This is a genomic window from Leeuwenhoekiella sp. A16 (assembly GCF_047946675.1).
GTDB lineage: Bacteria > Bacteroidota > Bacteroidia > Flavobacteriales > Flavobacteriaceae > Leeuwenhoekiella.
In genome coordinates this window covers 3933806-3957039 of sequence record NZ_CP172313.1, presented here as the reverse complement: position 1 = coordinate 3957039, position 23234 = coordinate 3933806, and the positions used below count along the sequence as shown (strand labels likewise).

At 37.3% G+C, this 23234-nt stretch carries 13 protein-coding genes and 1 pseudogene; 7 read left to right on the top strand and 7 right to left on the bottom strand.

Translation table 11 applies throughout. From position 1 onward, the window contains the following. The first annotated feature begins 4 nt into the window (after window positions 1-4). The 7 genes from ACH3O9_RS17270 to ACH3O9_RS17240 all read left to right on the top strand — a co-directional run bounded on the left by ACH3O9_RS17270 (window position 5) and on the right by ACH3O9_RS17240 (window position 10241). Complete coding sequence (locus ACH3O9_RS17270) at window positions 5-802, top strand: discoidin domain-containing protein (protein ID WP_416442486.1); 798 nt, start codon at window positions 5-7, stop codon at window positions 800-802. Window positions 803-1068: 266 nt separating this feature from the next. Then, window positions 1069-2400: an L-fucose:H+ symporter permease gene (gene fucP / locus ACH3O9_RS17265; RefSeq protein WP_416442484.1), complete on the top strand. Its 1332-nt coding sequence runs from the start codon at window positions 1069-1071 to the stop codon at window positions 2398-2400. 41 nt (window positions 2401-2441) lie between these two features. Continuing rightward, the gene (locus tag ACH3O9_RS17260; RefSeq protein WP_416442482.1) at window positions 2442-3872 is read left to right on the top strand and encodes a glycoside hydrolase family 125 protein; all 1431 of its coding nucleotides are present in this window, start codon (window positions 2442-2444) and stop codon (window positions 3870-3872) included. Window positions 3873-4038: 166 nt separating this feature from the next. Beyond that, window positions 4039-6171: a GH92 family glycosyl hydrolase gene (locus ACH3O9_RS17255; RefSeq protein WP_416442480.1), complete on the top strand. Its 2133-nt coding sequence runs from the start codon at window positions 4039-4041 to the stop codon at window positions 6169-6171. Between the two features lie 8 nt (window positions 6172-6179). Then, entirely contained in the window at window positions 6180-6992 is an 813-nt protein-coding gene (locus tag ACH3O9_RS17250; protein WP_416442478.1) for an alpha/beta hydrolase, read from the top strand. A gap of 27 nt (window positions 6993-7019) precedes the next feature. Then, window positions 7020-8966: a glycoside hydrolase family 97 protein gene (locus ACH3O9_RS17245; RefSeq protein WP_416442476.1), complete on the top strand. Its 1947-nt coding sequence runs from the start codon at window positions 7020-7022 to the stop codon at window positions 8964-8966. Between the two features lie 138 nt (window positions 8967-9104). Continuing rightward, on the top strand, window positions 9105-10241 hold the full coding sequence (locus tag ACH3O9_RS17240; RefSeq protein WP_416442474.1) for an ROK family protein: 1137 nt from the start codon (window positions 9105-9107) through the stop codon (window positions 10239-10241). 12 nt (window positions 10242-10253) lie between these two features. Here ACH3O9_RS17240 and ACH3O9_RS17235 read toward each other — a convergent pair whose 3' ends face one another. From ACH3O9_RS17235 to ACH3O9_RS17205, 7 genes and pseudogenes are all read right to left on the bottom strand, one after another. Continuing rightward, window positions 10254-12566, bottom strand: a complete 2313-nt coding sequence (locus tag ACH3O9_RS17235) for a GH92 family glycosyl hydrolase (protein WP_416442472.1) — start codon at window positions 12564-12566, stop codon at window positions 10254-10256. A gap of 58 nt (window positions 12567-12624) precedes the next feature. Continuing rightward, window positions 12625-14949 (bottom strand): annotated as a pseudogene (locus ACH3O9_RS17230) (GH92 family glycosyl hydrolase); the annotation flags it as partial. Window positions 14950-14962: 13 nt separating this feature from the next. Beyond that, window positions 14963-15922: a glycoside hydrolase family 43 protein gene (locus tag ACH3O9_RS17225; RefSeq protein ID WP_416442470.1), complete on the bottom strand. Its 960-nt coding sequence runs from the start codon at window positions 15920-15922 to the stop codon at window positions 14963-14965. A 69-nt stretch (window positions 15923-15991) separates the two neighbouring features. Then, on the bottom strand, window positions 15992-18262 hold the full coding sequence (locus tag ACH3O9_RS17220; protein WP_416442468.1) for a GH92 family glycosyl hydrolase: 2271 nt from the start codon (window positions 18260-18262) through the stop codon (window positions 15992-15994). Between the two features lie 83 nt (window positions 18263-18345). Continuing rightward, the gene (locus ACH3O9_RS17215) at window positions 18346-19794 is read right to left on the bottom strand and encodes a Gfo/Idh/MocA family protein (RefSeq protein WP_416442466.1); all 1449 of its coding nucleotides are present in this window, start codon (window positions 19792-19794) and stop codon (window positions 18346-18348) included. A 14-nt stretch (window positions 19795-19808) separates the two neighbouring features. Then, window positions 19809-22088, bottom strand: coding sequence for a GH92 family glycosyl hydrolase (locus tag ACH3O9_RS17210; RefSeq protein WP_416442464.1), 2280 nt, complete (start codon window positions 22086-22088; stop codon window positions 19809-19811). A gap of 32 nt (window positions 22089-22120) precedes the next feature. Beyond that, entirely contained in the window at window positions 22121-23188 is a 1068-nt protein-coding gene (locus ACH3O9_RS17205; RefSeq protein ID WP_416442462.1) for a Gfo/Idh/MocA family protein, read from the bottom strand. Window positions 23189-23234: the final 46 nt, after the last annotated feature.

Below are 23234 nucleotides of genomic sequence, written 5' to 3'. Positions count from 1 at the left end.
AATTATGATAACAAAATTTAAAAGTCTCCTTGTTGCAATCACTGTATTCTTTTTATGTGCTTGTTCAGAAGATGGCAGAAGAGAATTTCCAACACTTATTGAGAGCGGAGTAACATTTGAAAGTACAGATGTGCTGCTTATTTCTGGGGAAACAGATACTATTGTGGCAAAATTTGAACCTAATATAGCACCACAAAGGGATTATACTTGGACGGTAGATGATCCTGCAATTGCAGATATCAAGATAAATGAAGATAAATCTGCTTCAGTAACTGCTACAGGTTCCGGGGAAACAATCATTAGAATTACTTCAAATGATGCAGATAAGCTAACAGCAGAAGCTCGTTTAAAAGTAATTGCAGGGGCACCGGTAGATGTTACAAGCATGGCAGCAATAACTGCTAATAGAGAAAATAGCGGAGGGCCAGAAGCAAGTGAGGGTTCTTTAAAACTGATTGATGGAGATTTAAATTCTAAATATCTTTCAGATTATAGACAACCGTTTTATATGGATTTAAAGTTTGAGGAACAACAAACTATTAATTTTTATCGCCTAACCTCTGGTAATGATGCGCCGGATAGAGATCCTCTTGATTGGGAAATTTTGGGTTCAAATGATGGTGAGAACTGGGAAACATTAGATTCTCGAAATGGGGAGCAGTTTGATTCACGTAATCTTACTCGCGAATTTTATTTTGATAACGATAACAGCTATTTTTATTATAGACTGGATGTGATCAGTAATAATGGAGGAGGACTTTTCCAAATGAGTGAATGGGCGTTATTATCCATTCCCGAATAATAATAATCTTCGGTTGTTGCTAAAGCAATATTTATACCATTAAGCTTGAAAAAAGAGAACCTAGAAGGGTTCTCTTTTTTGTTATAAAAATGATTTTATTATTAAATCGGTTTTTTTCTTCTTCTAAGTGTAGCAATTCACAATTTTTCTTAAAAAAAAGCTATTTTTACTAAAACGATTTAGTAAATTGTCTCTTAAAGGAGATGTTAATTTTATCTATACGATTACATCGATATATTTCTAATACCTTAACTATTTAATTTATTATGACAGAGCCTAAGATTACTCCTGTAGTTTCCAAAAAGGTTTTATTACCATTTATTTTAGTAACGTCTCTTTTTGCGCTGTGGGGTTTTGCAAATGCCGTGACAGATCCTATGGTTCAGGCATTTAAAAAAGTGCTGGAGCTTACAAATTCGCAGGCAGCATGGGTGCAGATGGCTTTTTATGGAGGTTATTTTTGTATGGCACTTCCTGCCGCTTTGTTTGTTAGAAAATTTTCTTATAAAACAGGCGTATTAATTGGTCTTGGCTTGTATGCTTTAGGAGCACTGCTTTTTTATCCAGCCGCTACAACAGAGCAATTTTGGTTTTTTTGTTTAGGTCTTTATGTACTTACTTTTGGTTTGGCATTTTTAGAGACAACGGCAAACCCATATATATTAGCAATGGGCTCAGAAAGTACAGCTACCCAACGTTTAAATTTGGCACAGGCTTTTAATCCGGTAGGGTTAATCGCCGGATTGATGGTGGCTAAATTTTTTGTTCTTGACCTTCTAAGATCAGACGATATTGACAATTATGGTACTTTAGAAGAAGCAAAAAAAGTTTTAATAAGAACCTCTGATTTGATGGTTATACGCGATCCATACGTAATTTTAGGGATTGTTGTTCTTATAATATTTGTCCTAATTGCGGTTAATAAAATGCCACAGGCAAAAGAAGAGGGCGGTATTCCCAGCCTTAAAAATACTTTTAGTAAACTTATGAGTAACAAGAAGTACTATTTGGGCGTACTTTCATTAGTTCTTTATATGGGTGCACAAATTATGTGCTGGACGTATATTTATCAATATGCAGAATCAATGGGGATTGCCAGCGATGTAGCTGCCAGTTATCAATTAGTTGCATTTATTCTTTTTACTGTGGGTCGGGCGATAGGTACTTATCTATTAAAATTTATCAATTCGGGTAAATTACTTTTCTATTTTGCAGCCTTAGGGGGTATATCCACTTTAGGTGTAATTGCCATTGAGGGAGCAGTGGGGATGTATTGCCTTGTAGCCGTATCTTTATTTTTATCTATAATGTTTCCTACAATTTATGGAATTGCTCTTACAGGTCTTAAAGAAGATGAATCTAAAATAGGTGCTGCAGGTCTGGTGATGGCTATCGTAGGAGGCGCTTTGTTACCTAAGTTTCAGGGAATGATTATAGATATGGGAGGTGTCGCAGTTAACGATATTAAAATTTTAGGCGTAAGTGAGATAAACTTCTCATTTATTCTTCCTGCTTTATGCTTTTTATTAGTTGCTATTTACGGAAGCTGGATAAGTAAGAAGTATAATCAGGAATCTGCGAAGAGCATAACGATATAGCCCACTTTTTAGTCAATTATAATTTTAAAGATAGAACAGAAATGCAAAGAAGAAAATTTATACAAAATACAGCAATGATAGGCGGCTTAACAATGATAGATCCATTTCATCTTGCAGCAGAACCCTATAATAATTTTAAAACATTTCCTATTGTTCGTGTAGCAAAGGGACAACGCAATTTTGAAAGTCATGCCGTTGAAAATGCAATTAAAGAGTTTCAAAAAAATGTAAAGGATGAAGAGCTAGATTGGCTTTTCAATAATTGTTTTCCTAATACATTAGATACCACTGTAACTTATACAACGAAGAGTGGAAGACCAGATACTTACGTTATAACAGGAGATATTGATGCTATGTGGTTAAGAGATAGTTCTGCTCAGGTATGGCCATATATGCAATTTGCTGATAAGGATAAGGATTTAAAGCACCTTATAGCAGGTGTTATTAATAGACAGACGAGTTATATACTCAAGGATCCCTATGCTAATGCTTTCTATGATGATCCTAATAAAAAAGGGGAATGGACATCAGACTTAACAGATATGAAAGCTGGCGTTCATGAGCGTAAATATGAAATAGACTCTTTATGTTACCCTATTAGATTAGCCTATAATTACTGGAAAACAACAGGTGATGAATCTCCTTTTGATCAAAACTGGCAGAATGCAATCAAAAGTATATTAAAAGTATTTAAAGATCAGCAACAAAAGGAGGGTAAGGGACCTTATTCCTTTCAAAGAGAAACGCCACATGGTACAGATACCCGCACATTAAAAGGCTATGGATATCCTGTAAAGCCGGTAGGTCTTATCTGCAGCGCCTTTCGCCCTAGCGACGATTCAACCGTTTTCTCTTTTTTAATTCCTTCAAACTTCTTTGCCGTTGTAAGTCTTGATCAGGCAGCAGAAATGATGGAAACTCTTGCTAAAGATACCGCTACCGCGAAAGAATTGAGAGCCTTACGTGATGAGGTAAAGCAAGCTATACAGGAGTATGCCATTGTAGACCATAAAAAATATGGTAAAATTTATGCATTTGAAATTGATGGATATGGCAACCATCTCCTAATGGATGATGCAAACGTACCTAGTTTATTGTCATTACCTTATCTGGATGCCATTGATGTTAATGATCCTATTTATCAAAATACCAGAAAATTTGTATGGTCACTTGATAATCCATTTTTCTTTAAGGGAACTGCTGCCGAAGGTATAGGTGGTCCACACGTTGGGATGGATATGATCTGGCCTATGGCTATAACTATGCGTGGACTCACAAGTACAGATAAAGATGAAATAAAAGAGTGTATCAATATGCTTAAAGATACACACGGCGGCACAGGATTTATGCATGAATCTTTTAATAAAAATGATCCTAAAGATTTTTCAAGATCTTGGTTTGCATGGGCTAATACGCTATTTGGTGAATTACTATGGAAGACCTATCAAGAGCATCCTGAAGTTTTATCCTAAACAATAAAAACTATTATTTACAGGCCGATATTTGCCATTTTCCGCCGATAATTGGCCTGTAAAGGGAGGTTTTTCAACCAAAATGAACTCATAATAAACTGATATAACCAAAATGCTAAATCGATTTAACAAAACCTGTCTATTTTGGCTACTTATACTTACAATAGTGCCATTATATACTGGTATAGCTCAGGAGAAGGATGGTAAAACTAAATATGAAACAAATCTTACCCGCTTTGTAAATCCGTTTTTAGGAACAGCACCACTTACAGATCCCGATTTCATAGGTTATACACCTCCTGAAAATTGGCGAGTTTGGGCAGGATTAACTTATCCTGGTTCAACCTTACCTAATGCCATGGTTCAGCTTAGCCCTATTACACAGTACGGTAGCGGCGCTGGTTATGAGTATGAAGATAATGAGATTATAGGTTTTACCCATACGAATAAAGGGCATTGGAATCTATGCAACATTCCGGTGTTACCAGTTTCCGGCAAGGCCAATTTTCCATATAAATCAGCATTCAGTAAAACATCAGAAAACGCTTCACCGGCATATTATGAGGTAGAGCTTAGTGATTATAATGTTAAGGTACGCGTAACATCTACCTTAAGGGCGGGAATTCATGAATATACATTTGGTAATAAGAACGATCACCGCATCCTTTTTGATCTGGGCAGGGCAAATAACGGGGTATCACATTGGGAGATCAACCAGACGAGCGAGCGTCAACTGGAAGGTTTTCAACAAATGGGTAGAGAGAGAATTTATTTTTTTGCTACCGTCTCTGAGGATATACAGGATATTAATCGTGTAAATACAGATAAAAAAGAAGGCTATGCCTTGATAACGCTTAAAGCGAAAGATAAACCGGTTATTCTCAAAATAGGACTTTCATTTGTGAGCACTGTAAACGCAGCAGAAAATTTAGAAAAAGAAGTTGGCATTAAAGATTTTGAGACTATTCATAACCAAGGCATTAATACTTGGGAAAAAGTACTTTCAAAAATTGAGGTAAGTGGTGGGACCCAAAAGCAAAACGAACTTTTCTACTCTTCTTTATATCGGTCATTACAGTGGCCGGCTTTGCGTAGCGATTATAACGGCGATTTCACAGATGATGCTGGTAACAAGCAAAATAAAGGTTTTAGGTTTTACACAATCCCGTCACTCTGGGATACTTATCGCAATAAATTAGTTTTACTTAGTTTACTTTCTCCAGATGTAACAGGAGATATTATCCAATCGCTTATTGATCGTGGTGAAATTTCCGGCTTTATGCCTACATTTTTTCACGGTGACCACGCTGCTTCATTCATTGCGGGCGCTTATGGCAAGGGAATCAAAAATTTTGATGTAAAAAAAGCATACGACCTGCTGTTAAATAATGCGTATAAAGAAGGCGGCACGCGACCATTTATTTCAGAATATATAGCCAAAGGCTTCATTTCTGATCCTGATGTTAAAAATCCCAATACTGAAACGAAAGCCAAAGCAGGAGTTTCTAAAACATTAGAATTTGCTCATGATGATTATAGTTTATCATTACTCGCTACACAAATGGGAGATGAGAAGCATGCTAAAGATTTAATGCAGCGTTCAAAAAACTATAAAAATGTTTTTGATCCTAAAACACATTTTATGCGCGGCAGACTTGACAATGGGGACTGGATAATGCCTTTTGATCCTCAGTATCCTTATTATGAGTATATGTATCGTGAGGCAAATGCATGGCAAGTATCTTTTTATGTACCTCATGATATGCCGGGATTAGTAGACTTGTATGAGAGCAAAAAACAATTTGAAGAAAAACTGGACTCTCTTTTTACACTTCCGTGGAATCCCAATCATATTGCTCGCAATGTATCTGGTTTTATAGGGCAATACTGCCAGGGCAATCAGCCAGATCATGAAGCGCCCTTCGCTTACTATTTTATAGATAAGCCCGAAAAATCACAAAAAATTATAGATACAATTCTATCTCATTATTACGGAGTGGGAAAAGACGGTCTGGCACTATCTGGAATGGACGATGCCGGTGAAATGTCTGCATGGTATGTTTTTGCCGCTTCGGGACTATATCCTTTGTCACCCGCAGATAATAAATATCTTGTTTCAATACCCATTTTTAAAGATGTTAATTGGAAATTATCAGATAAAAAAAGCCTCCATATAAATCAGGATGATCACTCCAGAAACCTAAAAAATATAATATTTAACGGTAAAAAGTTAGACGGATATTTTATAAATCAGGAGCAATTAAACGACGGTGGTCAACTTAAGATCAAAACCAACTAAAGATGATTATGAAAAAATCAATACTTCTTCTGTTTTTTCTTTTAGGGACAACTGTTGCTTTTAGCCAGAAAAATTATAAAGAGGTTAAAGACATATTGTACTATTCTGAAAGCACTAATAATCAAACTGATTATCAAAAAAAACAATGTCTTCTTGATATCTATTACCCTGAAAATAAAGAAAATGTACCGGTTATTGTTTGGTTTCACGGTGGCGGTCTTACAGGTGGTAAAAAGGAAATTCCTCAAGATTTAAAAGATAAAGGCTATTGCATAGTTGGGGTAGGGTATAGGCTTTCTCCTAAGGTGAAAGCGGCAACATGTATTGATGACGCCACAGCTGCTGTCGCATGGGTTTTTAATAACATAGATAAATATAATGGTGATTCATCAGAAATATTTATTTCTGGTCACAGCGCAGGCGGTTATTTAGCATTAATGACCGTAATGGATAAAGATCGTTTGAGGCAATACAATATTGATGCAAATTCTGTAGCAGGCCTCGTTCCTTTTAGTGGTCATACGATTACTCACTTTACTATTAGGGCAGAACGTGGCATACCCGGAGAGCAACCTGTAGTAGATGAATGGGCCCCTTTATATTATGTAAGAAGTGATGCGCCACCTACTTTATTAATTACAGGAGACCGTGAGCTGGAAATGCTGGGGCGCTATGAAGAGAATGCTTATTTCTACAGAATGATGAAGGTATCTGGTCAAAAAGATATTACACAGTATGAGATGCAGGGCTATGGTCATAATATGACACATCCTGCATTTCCGTTATTACTAAATTTTGTAAAAGAAAAAACTAGTCTTTAAATCTAGTAGAGATTAACAAAAATACTCATGAAACAATTATTTACCAGTTTAGCATGTTTTTTATGCATGTTCACCTCTTCTTTTGGCCAGGACTTAAATGTGTCATCTCCTAATGGTCAACTAAATGTAACCGTAAGTCTGGATGGCAGAATTGAGTATTCTGTAACTTTAAATAATCAGGCGATTTTTAATAAAAATACCTTGGGATTGCATCTTAAAGAGCAGGTTTTAGGGGAAAATCCAAAACTTAAGAATTATAAAATTACTGCGGTAAATGAGGATTTTTCACCGGTTGTGCCTTTAAAATACAGCAGCATAAATAATCAGTATAACTTATTGAAAATTAATTTTAAAGGTGGTTATGATGTAGAGTTCAGGGTGTATAACGAGGGAGTGGCCTATCGCTTTATTACCCATTTAAAAAACGAAATAGAGGTTGAAAAAGAAGATATTGTTATTAATTTACCCGAAAAATATATAGCGCACCTTCAGCAGACGGATTCCTTTAAAACTTCTTATGAAAATCCATATTCTCACGTCCCCACAACAGATTTTACAAATGGGCTTGATAACTCAACGCTGCCTGTTTTATTGGAAAATGAAAACTATAAAATCCTTATAGCTGAATCTGATTTAAAAGATTATCCGGGAATGTTCTTAAATGTAGAACAGCCTAATCAATTAACCGGTGTATTTCCTTTTAATCCTGTTGAGTTTGAAGATGAAGGAGATCGCAGTATGAAAATTATTGAAAGGGCAAATTATATTGCCAAAACCGAAGGATCACGTGAATTTCCCTGGCGCTACTTTCTAATAACACAGGATGATAGTGAAATTTTAAAAAATACACTTACTCAAAAATTAGCTTCTCCTAATGCTCTAAAAAACACATCATGGATTAAGCCCGGTCAGGTAAGTTGGGAGTGGTGGAACGGTGCTTCTCCGTATCATGTAGACTTTGTCGCAGGTTTTAATGAAGAGACTTATAAATACTTTATAGATTTCGCTTCAGAATTTAATATTCCTTACATCATAATGGATGAAGGTTGGGCACAATCTACTACAGATCCATATACCCCAAATCCTGATATAGATCTTTTTGAACTTATTAATTATGCTAAAGCAAAAAATGTAAAAATTGTTCTTTGGCTTACATGGCTCACGGTAGAACATAACTTCGATCTTTTTAAAACTTTCAGTGAATGGGGTATTGCAGGTGTAAAAATTGATTTTATGGATCGTAGTGATCAATGGATGGTTAATTTCTATGAGCGTGTTGCTAAGGAAGCTGCAAAAAATCAACTTTTTGTTGATTTTCATGGAGCATTTAAACCTTCAGGACTTTCATCTGTCTATCCTAATGTGTTGTCTTATGAAGGTGTTTTAGGTCTTGAACAAATGGGTAGAGCCGTCCCAGATAACAGCATCTACCTGCCATTTATGCGAAATGCAGTAGGACCTATGGATTTTACTCCGGGCGCTATGATAAATATGCAGCCAGAACACTATTACAGCGAGCGTCCCAATTCTGCAGGAGTAGGCACACGAGCTTTCCAGATGGCATTGTTTGTGGTTTTTGAAAGTGGTCTACAGATGCTTGCAGACAATCCTACCAACTATTATCGCGAAAGAGAATGCACAGATTTTATAACAAGTGTTCCTACAACGTGGGAGGAAACAAGAGTGCTTAAAGCGAAAATAGGAGAATATGTTTTAGTCGCAAAACGCAAAGGGAATAAATGGTTTATAGGTGGTATGGCAAACAGCAAGGGCCAAAGAGAATTTACCATTAAGATGGATTTTTTAGATGAAAATGAATCCTTTACTATGACTTCTTTTAAAGACGGCGTGAATGCAGGTACACAAGCAATGGACTATAAGAAAACGGTGGAAACCATTGAAGCCAATCAGGAATATAAAATAACTATGGTCAAAAATGGTGGGTTTGCAGCAATAATTACTATTGCGCAATAGTTTTTTGTTGTAGAAGTATAAATAAATCTAATGTAAATAAGAGATAAAAAAAACGCTCAAAAGATAGGTGGTTACTAAGTTTGCAGTTTTTTTTAGCTAACACCAAATCAAACAATCTAGCGAGATAGTATTACACTTATGAAGAATGTCTACGAAGATAATAGAATTGTAATGACTCTGGATGCAGGAGGGACTAACTTAGTTTTTTCTGCGTTGCAATTGGGTAAAGAAATTATCTCACCTATAATATTACCATCTTATTCTGAAAATTTAGAAAAATGTTTAAAGACAATAATAGAAGGTTTTCAAAAAGTTAAAGAATCTCTACAACCTGAAATTCCGGTAGCCATAAGTTTTGCCTTTCCCGGTCCCGCAGATTACAGTAATGGTATAATAGGAGACTTACCTAATTTTCCGTCATTTAAAGATGGAATAGCGTTAGGACCTATGTTAGAAGAAATTTTTGAAATACCTACACTTATTAATAATGATGGCGATCTATTTGCCTATGGCGAGGCTGTTGCCGGATTTTTACCACGCATTAATAAAGCTTTAAAAGAACACGGGGTCGAAAGGGTATATAAAAATCTTTTAGGTATAACCTTGGGCACGGGATTTGGTGCCGGTCTAGTGGTTAATAATCAAATATGCCAGGGTGATAATTCTGCAGCTGGTGAATTATGGCTTACGCGAAATTTTTTAAAGAATGATGTTATTGCCGAAGAAAGTATAAGCATACGAGCGATCTTAAGAGTTTATGCAGAAGAATCTCGAGATTATACTGCTACAACTCCTAAAGACATCTATGAAATTGCAAAAGGAATAAAAGAAGGCGATAGCAAGGCAGCTATTTGTGCATTTGAACACATGGCAGTCGTTCTGGGGGAAGCTCTTGCAAATGCTATTACGCTTATTGACGGTCCTATTGTTATAGGAGGTGGTATTTCGGGAGCTGCAGAGTTTATTATACCTAAAGCTGTAGAACACCTAAAAAGTGTGATTTATGATATTGAAGGGAATAAATACAGCCGTATAATTCCTGAAATTTTTGACTTAGACAATCCTGAATCTTTTAGTGCCTTCGTAAAAGATGATGAAAACTACGTAAAAGTGCCTTTTAGTTCAAAAAAGGCACTTTATAATAGGGAAAAACGTATTGCTATAGGCGTAACTCATTTGGGTACGAGTGAGGCAATATGGTTGGGCGCCTACGCCTTAGCACTTGATTATCTTGATAATAAAACCAATCAATACGCCTCTACTTCTGTTAAATAGAGTTTCGTGTTTTTATTTATATAGATTTTTATTTGGCTTGCTGCTCATATAAAAAGTGAGCTTGCCACCATTCATCACGTCTGCATGCGAAATAAAAGGCTTTTGAAGTATTTTGCCATTCAATTCTACCTTTTTTACATACACATTTTTATCAGATTGATTTTTTGCCACTACCATAAAAGTTTTACTACCTTCCAGATGTAAGGTCGCTTCTTTAACTGCAGGGCTTCCCAGTGCATAATCTACAGATCCCGGTGCTACAGGATAAAAACCAAGACTACTGAATAAATACCAGGCGCTCATTTGACCAAAATCATCGTTACCACTCAAACCATCATCACCAGTCTTATATTTTTCTTTCAGGATCATTCTAATTTTATCCTGAGCTTTGTAGGGTTTGTCTGTCCAGTCATACAGATAAGCTACATGGTGAGAAGGCTCATTACCGTGAACATAATTGCCAATGATGCCTTCACGTGAAATATCTTCAGTATTTTCAAAATATTTATCGGGCAATTCCATTGTGAACAATGAATCAAGATGTGTCGTAAAACGCTCTTTGCCGCCCATTAAATCTATTAGACCTTTAGGATCTTGGGGCACATATAAACTATAATTCCAGCTATTTCCTTCAATGAAACCTTGCCCATGTGTATTTAAAGCGTCAAAATCCTGTTTAAAAGTCCCGTCTGCTAGTTTTGGTCTCATAAATCCGGTTTTAGCGTCATAGACATTTTTATAATTAGCCGAACGTTTTATGAATACGTCATAAACATCACTACGTCCTAATTTTTTGGCTGCTTGTGCGATTGCCCAGTCGTCATAGGCGTATTCTAAAGTTTTTGAAACTGATGCCCCGCTTTTATCTTCGGGAACATAGCCGTCATCAATATAATCGCCTATACCATCAAAATATCGAGTTCGTGCGGTTTGTACACAAGCATCAAGTGCTTCATTCTCATCAAAATCTGCATTACCTTTTACAATCGCATCAGCAATAACTGAAACACTATGATAACCTATCATACACCAGTTTTCATTACCATAATGCGACCACACTGGCAACATGTGATGCACACTTTGTTTCTGATGTGCAAGCATAGATTGAATCATGTCCTGATTGCGGTCTGGCTGCAAAATATTAAATAGTGGGTGCAAAGCGCGATATGTATCCCAAAGAGAAAAACTCGTGTAATTAGTAAAACCATCTGCCTGGTGAACATTGCGATCGAGACCCATGTATTTACCATCAACATCCATATAGACGGTGGGGCCTAAAAAGGCGTGGTACATAGCAGTATAAAAGTTAGTTTTATCACTTTCTTCCAGTGTTTCTACCGTTACTTTATGAAGTTCTTTGTTCCACTGTGCACGAGCTTCGGCTTTAACTTTTTCAAAATCCCAACCCGGAATCTCTGCTTTCATATTATTAACAGCACCCTCTGTACTTACAGGAGATAAAGCCATTTTTACTTTTATAGCTTCGTTCTCTTTGGTGTCAAAGTCAAAATAGAGACGAAGATCTTCACCGGCCATTTCTGGGAAATTTTTAGTTTGATCAAATCGTCCCCAGAAACCTCGATAAACCTGTGCTTTCTGCTTTTCCTGTCCATAGCTTTTAAAAGGCTTGCTAAAGCTCATGGCGAAATAAACCTTTCGCGTACGCGCCCATCCACTTGTCTGGCGATATCCGGTAATTAGAGTATCATTTTCTACTCTTACAATAGTCCAGACATTTTTTTCATCGTAATTATAAATACCAGCTTTAAGGTCTAAAATTATATGCGCTTCTTCACTTTTTGGGAACGTATATTGATGCATTCCCACGCGTGTAGTAGCGGTCAATTCCGCTTTAATATTATAATCTTTTAGATTTACGCTGTAATAACCGGCTTCTGCATCTTCTTCAGAATGCGAAAAACGTGAACGGTAACCGCTATCAGGATCTGTTGCAGTACCGGGATTAAGCTGAAGTTTACCCACAGTAGGCATCACAAGAAGATCTCCCAAATCTGAATGACCGGTCCCGCTAAAATGTGTATGGCTAAAACCTACAATCGTAGAATCTGCATATTGATAACCCGCGCAATATTTATAAACATCGGGATTATAGTGACCATTTACACCATACGGAATAGTATCAGTATCAGGACTTAATTGCACACTGCCGAAAGGAACTGTAGCACCGGGGTATGTATGACCCATTTTTGCTGTTCCTATCATAGGATCAACATATTTTGCCAGATCAGATTCTTGAGAAAAACCTGCTGAAACTATACCAAAAACGGCAAAAAATAGGGTAAAAACGGAGAATTTATTTCCCATATTCGGTTTAATTCTGCTATAATTATTTATCATTCAAAAAAATTAAAGAAGCTTAAAATTATTTTTCGGTTGACAGAGAATAAGGAAAATCTGAATCTTCTGTACCACGTTTTTTATTAGGTGTGTCACTCATTTTATAGTCTATGGTCATACCTTTCATTAAAGCTTTGTGACTAAGCCAGTTTTTTGAATATTCATTGCCATCTACTTTCATGTCTTCAATATACCTGTTTGCATCACTATTTTCAGGAGCATTAATGGTTACTTTCTTTCCATTCTCAAGATGTAGGGTCATTTTTTTAAATAATGGTGCTCCCAGAACATATTGATCTGTAGCTGGTGCAACAGGATAAAAGCCCATCGCAGAAAATACATACCACGCAGAAGTTTGCCCATTATCCTCGTCGCCACAGTAGCCGTCTGGAGTAGGCAGATACATTCTGTTCATAGTCTCACGCACCCAGTATTGAGTTTTCCAGGGTTGGCCCGCATAATCATAAAGATAGATCATATGCTGTATAGGTTGATTACCATGTGCATACTGCCCCATATCTGCAATCTGCATTTCTCTAATCTCGTGAATAGTACCACCATAATAGCTATTATCAAAAACAGGAGGAAGAGAAAATACTTTATCGAGTTGAGATACAAACTCATCTTTACCACCCATTAAGTCAATAAGCCCCTGCATATCATGAAAAACTGACCAGCTGTAGTGCCAGCTGTTCCCTTCTGTAAAAGCATCACCCCATTTAAAAGGATTGAAAGGAGCCATAAATTCACCATTTTCGTTTTTACCACGCATTAATTTTGTCTCCGGGTCAAAAAGATTTTTATAATTCATCGCCCTATTTTTATACAATTTGATGTCTTTTTTGGGTTTATCCAGCGCTTTTGCCAATTGATAAATTGCAAAATCATCATAAGCATACTCTAATGTACGCGCCGCGTTTTCATTAATATCCACATCATAAGGTACGTAACCTAGTTTCTTATAATAATCTGCACCCGCACGACCTACAGCTGTCATTGGGCCTGCGTTATTAGCACCATGAATTAAAGCTTCATATAGATTTTCAATATCATACTTGTAGACTTCACCACTTTTTAAGTAACCATCTGCAACAACAGACGCAGAGTTATTACCTACCATAACATTACGCAGACCTGGGCTGGCCCACTCAGGTAACCAGCCGCTCTCGTCATAAGCATTAGAAAGACCTTCCTGCATATGAGCATTAAGCTCTGGATACATAAGATTTAAGAAAGGAAATAATGCTCTAAATGTGTCCCAGAAACCGGTGTCTGTAAACATATATCCGGGTCGAACTTCGCCATTGTAAGGACTGTAATGCACAATTTTACCTGAAGCGTCAAACTCATAAAACTTTCGTGGAAACAGTAATGAGCGGTAAAGCGCACTATAAAAAGTCTTGAATTGTGCAGGTGTACCACCTTCTACCTCAATACGCTCTAAATTATCATTCCAGATCTCACGTCCTTTTTCGCGTACAGCTTCAAAATCATCATTACCTATTTCTTTTAAATTTAATTCTGCCTGCTCGTAGCTTATGAAAGAAGATGCAACTTTTGCGTTTACCTGCTCTCCTTCTTTGGTTTTAAAACCTATTACAGCACCGGCATGATTTGCAGTACTTGACAACGCATCTGTAAGCACAGAATCCTTATATGTTTTTGTGATCTCAAAATCTTTATCAAAAACGATAACAAAGTAGTTTTTGAAGTTTTCAGGTACACCGCCACTATTTCTTGTAGTGTAGCCTATTACTTTTCGCTCCTGCGGAATAATTTGTACAGAAGACCCACGATCAAAGGCGTCAATAACGACGTAAGAACTGTCTGTCTCAGGAAATGTAAATCTAAATCGAGCTGCTCTTTCTGTAGGTGTAAGTTCTGTGGTCACATTATGATCAGCCAGATAGACACTATAATAATTAGGCTTTACGATCTCTGCTTTGTGCGAAAACCAACTTTGACGTTCCTCTTCTTTAAAACGTAATTTTCCCGTCACTGGCATAATAGAGAACTGGCCATAATCATTCATCCAGGGAGAGGGTTGATGTGTTTGTTTAAAGCCACGTATTTTGCGTGCATTATATGTATATGCCCAGCCATTACCCATCTCACCAGTTTGGGGTGTCCAGAAGTTCATGCCCCACGGTAGGGCGATAGCCGGGTAGGTGTTACCTGTAGAAAGGCTGGGATCACTGTCTGAACCTATTAAGGGATCAACATAGTCAACGGGATTTTTTACAGTTTGTAAAATCTCAGTTTGTGCCTGCGCACTTTGTAAAACGAGGCAGATACAAAAGCCAAACAGTAGTTTTTTCATAAAAAGGTATTTCGGTTGTAAATTTCTAAGGAATGTAACTTTATTATTTTAAGGGATTAGACTTTACGCCTTCCTTTGTTATTTTTATGGGTTTGATGAAGCCATTTTCGTCAAAGTACATTTTATCAATGCATGTTTCACGAGAATTTCGATCACTTTCATCAAGAGGTCTGCGATGATATACTATATAATAATCATCAGAATTAGTGCGGTGAATAACGCTATGATGCCCTGCACCGGTAGCTATTTCAGGATCTTGTTCTAAAATTTTATCTACTCTCTTAAAGGGGCCAAATGGGGAATCTGCTATTGCATACGCCACACTATAATCAGGACCAGTCCAGCCACCTTCAGACCACATAAAATAGTATTTTTTATCTTTTACAAACATGAACGGACCTTCTACATAACTTTTAGGAGTAATTTCTTTAAAAGTGCTGCCATCTTTAAAAGGTATAAAACCTGTAAAGTCATCATTAAGCTGTGCTACATTACAATGTCCCCAACCGCCATAATATAGATAGAACTTGCCATCAACATCTTTAAAAACAAACTGGTCTATAGGTTGCGCACCGTTATAAAACTTGCCAATTAAGGGTTTACCCAGATAATCTTTAAAAGGGCCTTTAGGAGAATCGCTTACAGCTACACCAATGCCTCCCAGCTCCTTATCACTTTGAATGTCGTTTGCACCAAAAAATAAATAGTACTTATTGTCTTTCTCTATAATTGAAGGTGCCCACATAGCACGCTTTGCCCACTTAACAGCGGTAGTATCTAGTATGTGATCATGCTTTGTCCAGTCTGTTAAATTGGGAGAGGAAAAAGCATCCAGAAATACTTGTTGATCGTAAGGGGCAGAGTAGGTGGGGTAGATCCAGTACGAGTCATTAAAGATTATACCTTCAGGATCTGCATACCAGCCTTTAAAAACCGGATTATTATTTTGGGCAAACCCCGTTACCAGAGAAAATAAAGTAATAAAAAGAGAAATTTTTAACATGAATTTAAATTGAATTTTTAAATATAAGCATAGCTTACATAAAACGATTTAGTTTGCTTAAAATAATTTTCATTCTGCTGAAGGCGGAACTGCATTTTTGCTGCTTCCCCAGTTTTTATTAGCCCGATTGCCCATTGTCAGTACGAGGCTTCCTCCATTTTTGATTGAATCATGAGAAAACCAAGGTTTATTCCAATTTTCCCCGTTAAGTTTAGCTGACTGTATATACTTATTTTCCTCAGAATAATTCTCAGCACTTATTTTAAAATACTTGCCATTGTCAAGATGTATAGTGATATTTTTAAATACCGGGCTCCCTATATTGTATGCAGGAATTCCCGGGGTTACAGGGTAAAATCCCATTTGCGAAAAGACTACGAAAGCAGACATGCCACCGCCATCTTCATCACCAGGAACTCCCATTAAATCATTTCTAAACCATTCTTTAACGAGCTTACGTATTCTTTTTTGTGTTTTCCAGGGTTGCCCGGCATAATTGTACAAATAAGGAATATGTAGAGAAGGTTCATTTGCCATCGTAAATTGACCTACATTACCTGTCTGATCAGGAAGTTGGGTATAAAATTCACGTTTACCCCTTCCCATGGGCGTTGAGAACAAAAGGTCAAGATTAGCCGTAAAATTTTCTCTTCCTCCCATAAGTTCTACGAGATCTGCTATATTATGTTGTACATCCCAGCGATAAGTCCATCCATTATTTTCGTCATAAGCATCTCGGGCACCAATACCACCGGAAAAGCGATAATCAAACGGCTCAATAAAGTTACCTTCACTATCCTTGGGATGAAAAAAACCAGTTTCAGAATTAAATAAATTACGATAGTTAAACGATTTCTTTAGAAAGAAATCCTTTTCCTCATCTTTCCCTAACTCTTTTGCTACCTGAGATAAGCACCATTCATCATAGGATGTGCCCAGAGTAACTGCAACAGGTTGACGCTTTTCAAATGAGTTTACTTCAGGAATAGTTTCTGGTTCTCCTTCACGCAGAGCAGGAATGTAACCGTGTTCCCGATAGAACTTGTCTAATTCACCTGCGGGTTTGCCAGACCATGGAGCTAATGTTTTCTTCATAATACCATTTTTAGCAGCTTTGTACGCATTTTCTAGATCAAACCCTCTTAACCCTTTGCGATAAGCATCAATAAAAGATGCGACTGCATGATTTGAATTCATACGGCGACTGTCACCGGTTATTTCCGGAAAAGTTGGCATCCAGAAATTGTTCATCTGTTCTGCCATAAGAAGGAAAGAGTTTAAAATATCCTCCTCTTTTTTAGGGTCAATCAGTACTCTCAAGGGATGATGAGCTCTGTATGAATCCCAAATCCAGTCATCAGTATAAAAATCTCTGCCGTTATCATTATGTACGCTACCATCAAACGCACTATAATAGCGACCGTTTTCAGAAATTGATACCGGTCTTTCATAACAACGGTATAAAGAGGTGTAGAAAACAGTTTTTTCGTCAAGTGAACCTCCTTCTATTTCAATTTTTCCTAATGCTTTATTCCAGATATCCCTGCCTTGCTTTTGTAACGATTTTAGATCAATGTTTGATAACTCCCGTTCCATATTTGCTTTGGCTTGGTCTGCATCTATAAAAGAAATACCGTAATCAAAATCAAGAGATCTACTCCCTTTATTATATTTTATTACTAAAGTTGCAGCGTTACCCTGTGAATCTTGACCATCCTTAAGGGTTCCATTTTCTAACGTAAAAATATTATCTGGAACTTCCTGCGGATTTAGGTATATGAAAACCCGAGTTGAATTATCAAGGTTCTGATAACCCGAAATAGCAGTACCATCCCAATGAAGTTCGCCATTTCTAGAATTCAAAACTATAAGAGGACTATCATTTTTTTCAAAAGTGATGGTGTATTTAGCTGATTGATGGGAAACGCCATAATCAACTTCTATCTGTTGATTATCTAAGAAAACGTGGTAAGAATATGGTGTTATTTTCTCGTGGTCATAACTATATTGTATAATTGGCCGGAGTTTACTTTCCTTGCCCTGAAAGGGGCTAAAATTAAATGCAGAACTGCCTCTGTGACTTGTCGTTATTAACGGTAAACCATTTAACAGATCCCCGGTATAATCACCTCTTTCAGGATATACCCGTAAAAAACTATTAGGTAAATGTATAGTAGGAAATGTGGGCACAAGCATATGACTTATATTTCCCATATACGGATTAACTAAATCTACAGGCTCAGATTGTAAAGGAACAGATTTATCGCTAGAACAGCCTGCCAAAGAAATTAGGCTGATGCTCCATAAAAATAGTAAAGACTTTAAATTATCAAATAGCATTTTTGTTTACTTGATTATGAATGAGACATAAATAAATCCCCAAAATAAATTGAGGATTTTATTTAACAAATAGTGCGCTTTAACTAAAGAGTCCAGCCTTCACGATAGTTACGCTTAACAAACTGATTTGCTTCTTCAAAATTAGTTACTCGCATGTTGTCTGAATCCCAAAGCATCTCTATATAACGACCAGGGTAATCAATGCCACCATCCTCACGCTTCTTCTGCATATCAAAGCCACGGATAGCGAGATTTGCAATAAGTAAGGTTTCAGTTAATGGGCCGGCTACACTAAATGGTGAACTCACTTCTTTTTTACCATATCCGGCGATTGCTGCTTCTACCCATTGTTTGTAATGACCATTTGCACCACCTTCCACACGCTCATATTTTTGATCTACTGTGGTTTGATCAGTTTTAGATGTAGGCAAAAGTTGTGGATTTTCTGAATATGTACCGCACATCATCTTACCTTTTGTACCTATAAAAAGAACACCGTTACCGCCATCACCAAAAACTTCATTAGGTCCTAATTCTTCAGGACGAGTAGGTTGAATGCCACCATCCATCCAGTGTAGTTTAATATCGCCACTGGTCTTATCTGTTTTAGGAAATGTCATAGTAACATGACTTGAAGGAGGACAGCTGTCTGGGAAATACCCACGTTTAAATTCATCTACATATACACTACCCACACTACATTGTACATCTTTAGGGTATTTAAGATTTAGTACCCGTACCGGAACTTCTACAAGGTGACATCCCATATCGCCCAGCGCACCAGTACCATAATCCCACCAGCCACGCCAGTTAAAAGGCACAAGACCATCTACATAGTCTTTATATGGTGCTGTGCCCAACCAAAGGTCCCAGTCTAATTCAGTTGGTACCGGTGACGAAGTTTGGGGCCATGGAATACCTTGAGGCCAGACCGGGCGATCTGTCCAGCAATAAACTTCTTTGATTTCTCCTATTAAGCCGGCATCAAACCATTCGCTCATTAAACGAGTACCATTATTAGATGCACCCTGATTACCCATTTGGGTGACTACCTTATATTTTTCTGCAGCTTCAGTTAACTTTCTGGCTTCATAGATATCGTGCGTCAATGGTTTTTGAACATATACATGTTTTCCCATTTTCATGGCTGCAATAGAAGCAGAAGCGTGGTTGTGATCTGGAGTAGAAACGGAAGCAGCGTCAAAATGCTTTCCTTCTTTATCTAACATTTCTCGCCAGTCTTTATAATATTTTGCTTTAGGAAAACGAGCTCTGGAAGTCGCAGCTCTACGATCATCAACATCGCACAAAAAAGCAATTTCTGCTTTGCCTGAATCTGCAAAGTTTTTAATATCACTTTCTCCTTTACCACCTACACCAATACCGGCAACATATAATTTATCACTGGGAGCTGTAAAGTTTACACCACCTAATACATGGCGCGGAACAATTGAAATACCTAAAGAAGCTATTGACGTTTTTTTGATAAAGTCGCGTCTTGGACTAGATTGAGAATTTTTGTTTTCTTTCATGTCTATGGTTTTTATTATTCTGTAAGTGAAAAAGGTTGATCTGATTCTTTTTTTCCTCGGTTTTTATTTGGCTTGTCAGTCATATCTAGAGTGAATGTTCCACCGTTGCTTATTTCTTTGTATGTTAAAAAGTTTTTAGTGAAGTTAGAATTATTAAGTTTTGCTTCATTGATATATACATTATTTTTAGAATTGTTTTGCGCGTCGATTACAAATTGGTTTCCGTTTTCTAAAGAGATTGTAGTTTTTTGAAAAACAGGACTCCCCAGCACATACTGGTCTGTTCCCGGGCATACACTATAAAATCCCATCGCACTTAGCACATACCATGAAGAGGTTTGTCCCTGATCTTCATCACCAGGATACCCGTTCTCTGTTGAACTGTACAATTTTTCCATAATTTCACGTACATGACTCTGAGCTTTCCAGGGCTCACCTGAGTAATTGTATAGATAAGGCATGTGCTGTATAGGCTGATTACCATGAGCATACTGACCCATATTTGCCATTTCCATTTCTGTCATTTCATGAATTTTACCGCCATAAGTGCCCACATGTACGGTATTAGGTACGGTAAAGACAGAATCTAATTTTTTATTGAAGTTATCTTCTCCGCCCATTAAATTAATAAGTCCTTGTGGATCCTGAAAAACAGACCATTCATAATGCCACGCGTTACCTTCTGTAAATGGGCCACCCCATTCGTAAGGATCAAAATCAGGCTGCCAACTGCCATCTGTTTTACGTCCACGCATGAAACCTGTTTTAGGATCGTAAACATTTTTGTAATTGTACATCTGTCTCTTAAAAACGCCCTGATAGAAGCTATTATCGGTCATTTTGGCCAAATTATAGCCGCAAAAGTCATCATATGCATATTCTAATGTTTTTGCGGTAGCTTCTCTATATTCAGGATAAGGGACATAACCCAGTGTATAATATTCTTTAAAACCATCGCGACCATTTGCTGGTCCCCAAGGACCCTTTACAGTGGCTTCATGGTAATATGCTTGTAAAGCTTTTTCTGGATCAAAGGTGTGAATGCCCTTTGCCCAGGCGTCTGCAAGCAGGGATATTGCGTGATTACCTATCATACTACCACCTTCACTGGGGAAAGACCAGGACGGCAACCACCCACATTGATCATAGGCATCTAGTAATGCCGAAACATAGCGACCGTGCATTTCTGGATACAACAAAGCGTTTAAAGGAAACTGTGCCCGGAAAGTATCCCAGAAGCCGGTATCTGTGTACATATAACCATCATGTATTTTACCATCGTATGGGCTATAATAATACGGGTCACCGTTTTCTTTGAGTTCATAAAATTTTCTTGAAAATAAGCTGGCTCTAAAAAAACAGGAATAAAAAGTTCTCATCTGTTCTTCTGTTCCCCCTTCTACAACAATTTTATTGAGGTGTTTGTTCCAAATCGCTTTCGCGGAAGCTTTAGTATCTTCAAGATTTTTAAATTTACCAAGTTCGGTGTCGAGATTTTGCTGCGCCTGCTCTGGACCAATATAGGAGGAAGCAATTTTTGTCTGAACTCTCTCACCACTTTTAAACTGAATATAGGCGCCTATGCCATCTCCTTCTTTATGGGTTATATTATCCCATTTTTCACCTGATTTATTCTCCCAAATTCCTGAGGTTTTAAAAGGCTTATCAAATTGAATCACAAAGTAATTTTTGAAATTCTCAAAACGCTGCATACCTCTTCCGTTTGTCACATAACCTGTAATTCGGCGGTTCTTAGCATCAATTTGTATTTCACTTTTGCCGGTGTAGCCGTCTAGAACTATAAAAGAATCTTCTTTTTTAGGAAATGTAAAGCGCATGTGAACACCACGTTCTGTAGGTGACATTTCTGTTGTAATATTATTGTCTAAAGCTACTTTGTAGTAATATGGTTTTGCAATCTCGTTATCATGCGTAAAGCCAGCTGCGCGATCATTCTCATCAAGTGTAAGTTTTCCTGTTACCGGCATAAGTGAGAACACCGCATAATCATTAGACCAGGAACTGCACTGATGTGCCTGTTGAAAGCCACGAATTGTTTCTTTAAAATATTGATATTTCCATCCGTCGCCATTATTTCCCGTTTGCGGTGTCCAGGTATTCATACCAAAGGGCAGGGCAGTGGTAGGATAGGTGTTGCCCCGTGTGAGTTCAAATTTTGAATTGGTACCTTGAAGTGTATTTACATAATCTGCAAGATCATTTGTTTTAGTTTGTGCTTCTGTGAAATCAAAGCTGAAAAAAAGAGAGATTACAATGATTAACTTAAATTTCATAAATAGTTTATTCTTACAATTTTTCACTTTTACTAAAGCATTACCTTTTTTCCAGTCTTAGCAGACTTTTTAGCAGCGTCAAGTATTTCTACAACAATGAGATTATTTTCTAAAGAAGAAAGATCATCTGTCGTATTGATTTTACCGTCTAGAACTGCTTTTAAATAGGTTAAATGGTCTTGATAATAGTCGGTTTTTAGGTCAATTTGGGCGATTTTTGTATGTTTTGGGCTATATTTTAATGTGTTACCATCAACAGCTTCGTAAGAAGATGAAGTACCATAAACCTGAAGATCTTTTAAACTGTATGACCAATCCCACGAAGCCTGAATTACTCCGGTCGCGTGCTCGTATTCTAGAATAATGGTTGCATCGTCGTCAACTTTAGGATAAACATCTGGTTTAAAATTTCGGGTAACCGCAGTAACGGCAATGGGCTTCTCACCGTTTTGCAGCCAGGTCATTAAATTTGCACCATAACAGCCAAAATCAATTACAGCACCACCGCCATTTTTTTCAGGATCTGTAAGCCATGACAAAAACTCTTTACTGCAGCCTATTTCTTTAGGACCTTCATGACCATCACGAGCGATCATTTTTTTAATGATCCCAAAATCGCTCTGGGTCACTTTATCTTTCAGCGTTTGATTGCTTCCATACCAGGTTGTTTCATAATTGGTTAACAGCGGCGTATTATGCTTTCGCGAAAGCGCAGCCATTTCCTGAGCCTGATCTGAGTTTATGGCAAGAGGTTTTTCAACCATAAGAGGTAGTTGCATTGGTAAACAAATGCGGGCAACATCAATATGTTCTGAAATAGGATTGTAAGCTAAAACCGCATCTGGCTTTACTTTAGCAAGCATTTCTTCTACCGAAGAATAAAACAAAGAATCTGGAATGTTATACGACTTTGTGTACCGGTCAATCAGGTTTTGATCACTTTCTGCGATACCCACTATATTCACTTTGTGTTGTTTGTATTCATTCATAATCACGTGAGCATGATCATGACTTAAGCCTACCACTGCCACATTAAGTAAGTCCTGACTATAACCTGTAGAGGTAAAAAAGGTGCAAATAATAACTATTAGTAGTCTCATAATTTTTTGAATTAATCCTTATTCATTTTAGAAACAAGTTCTCTTA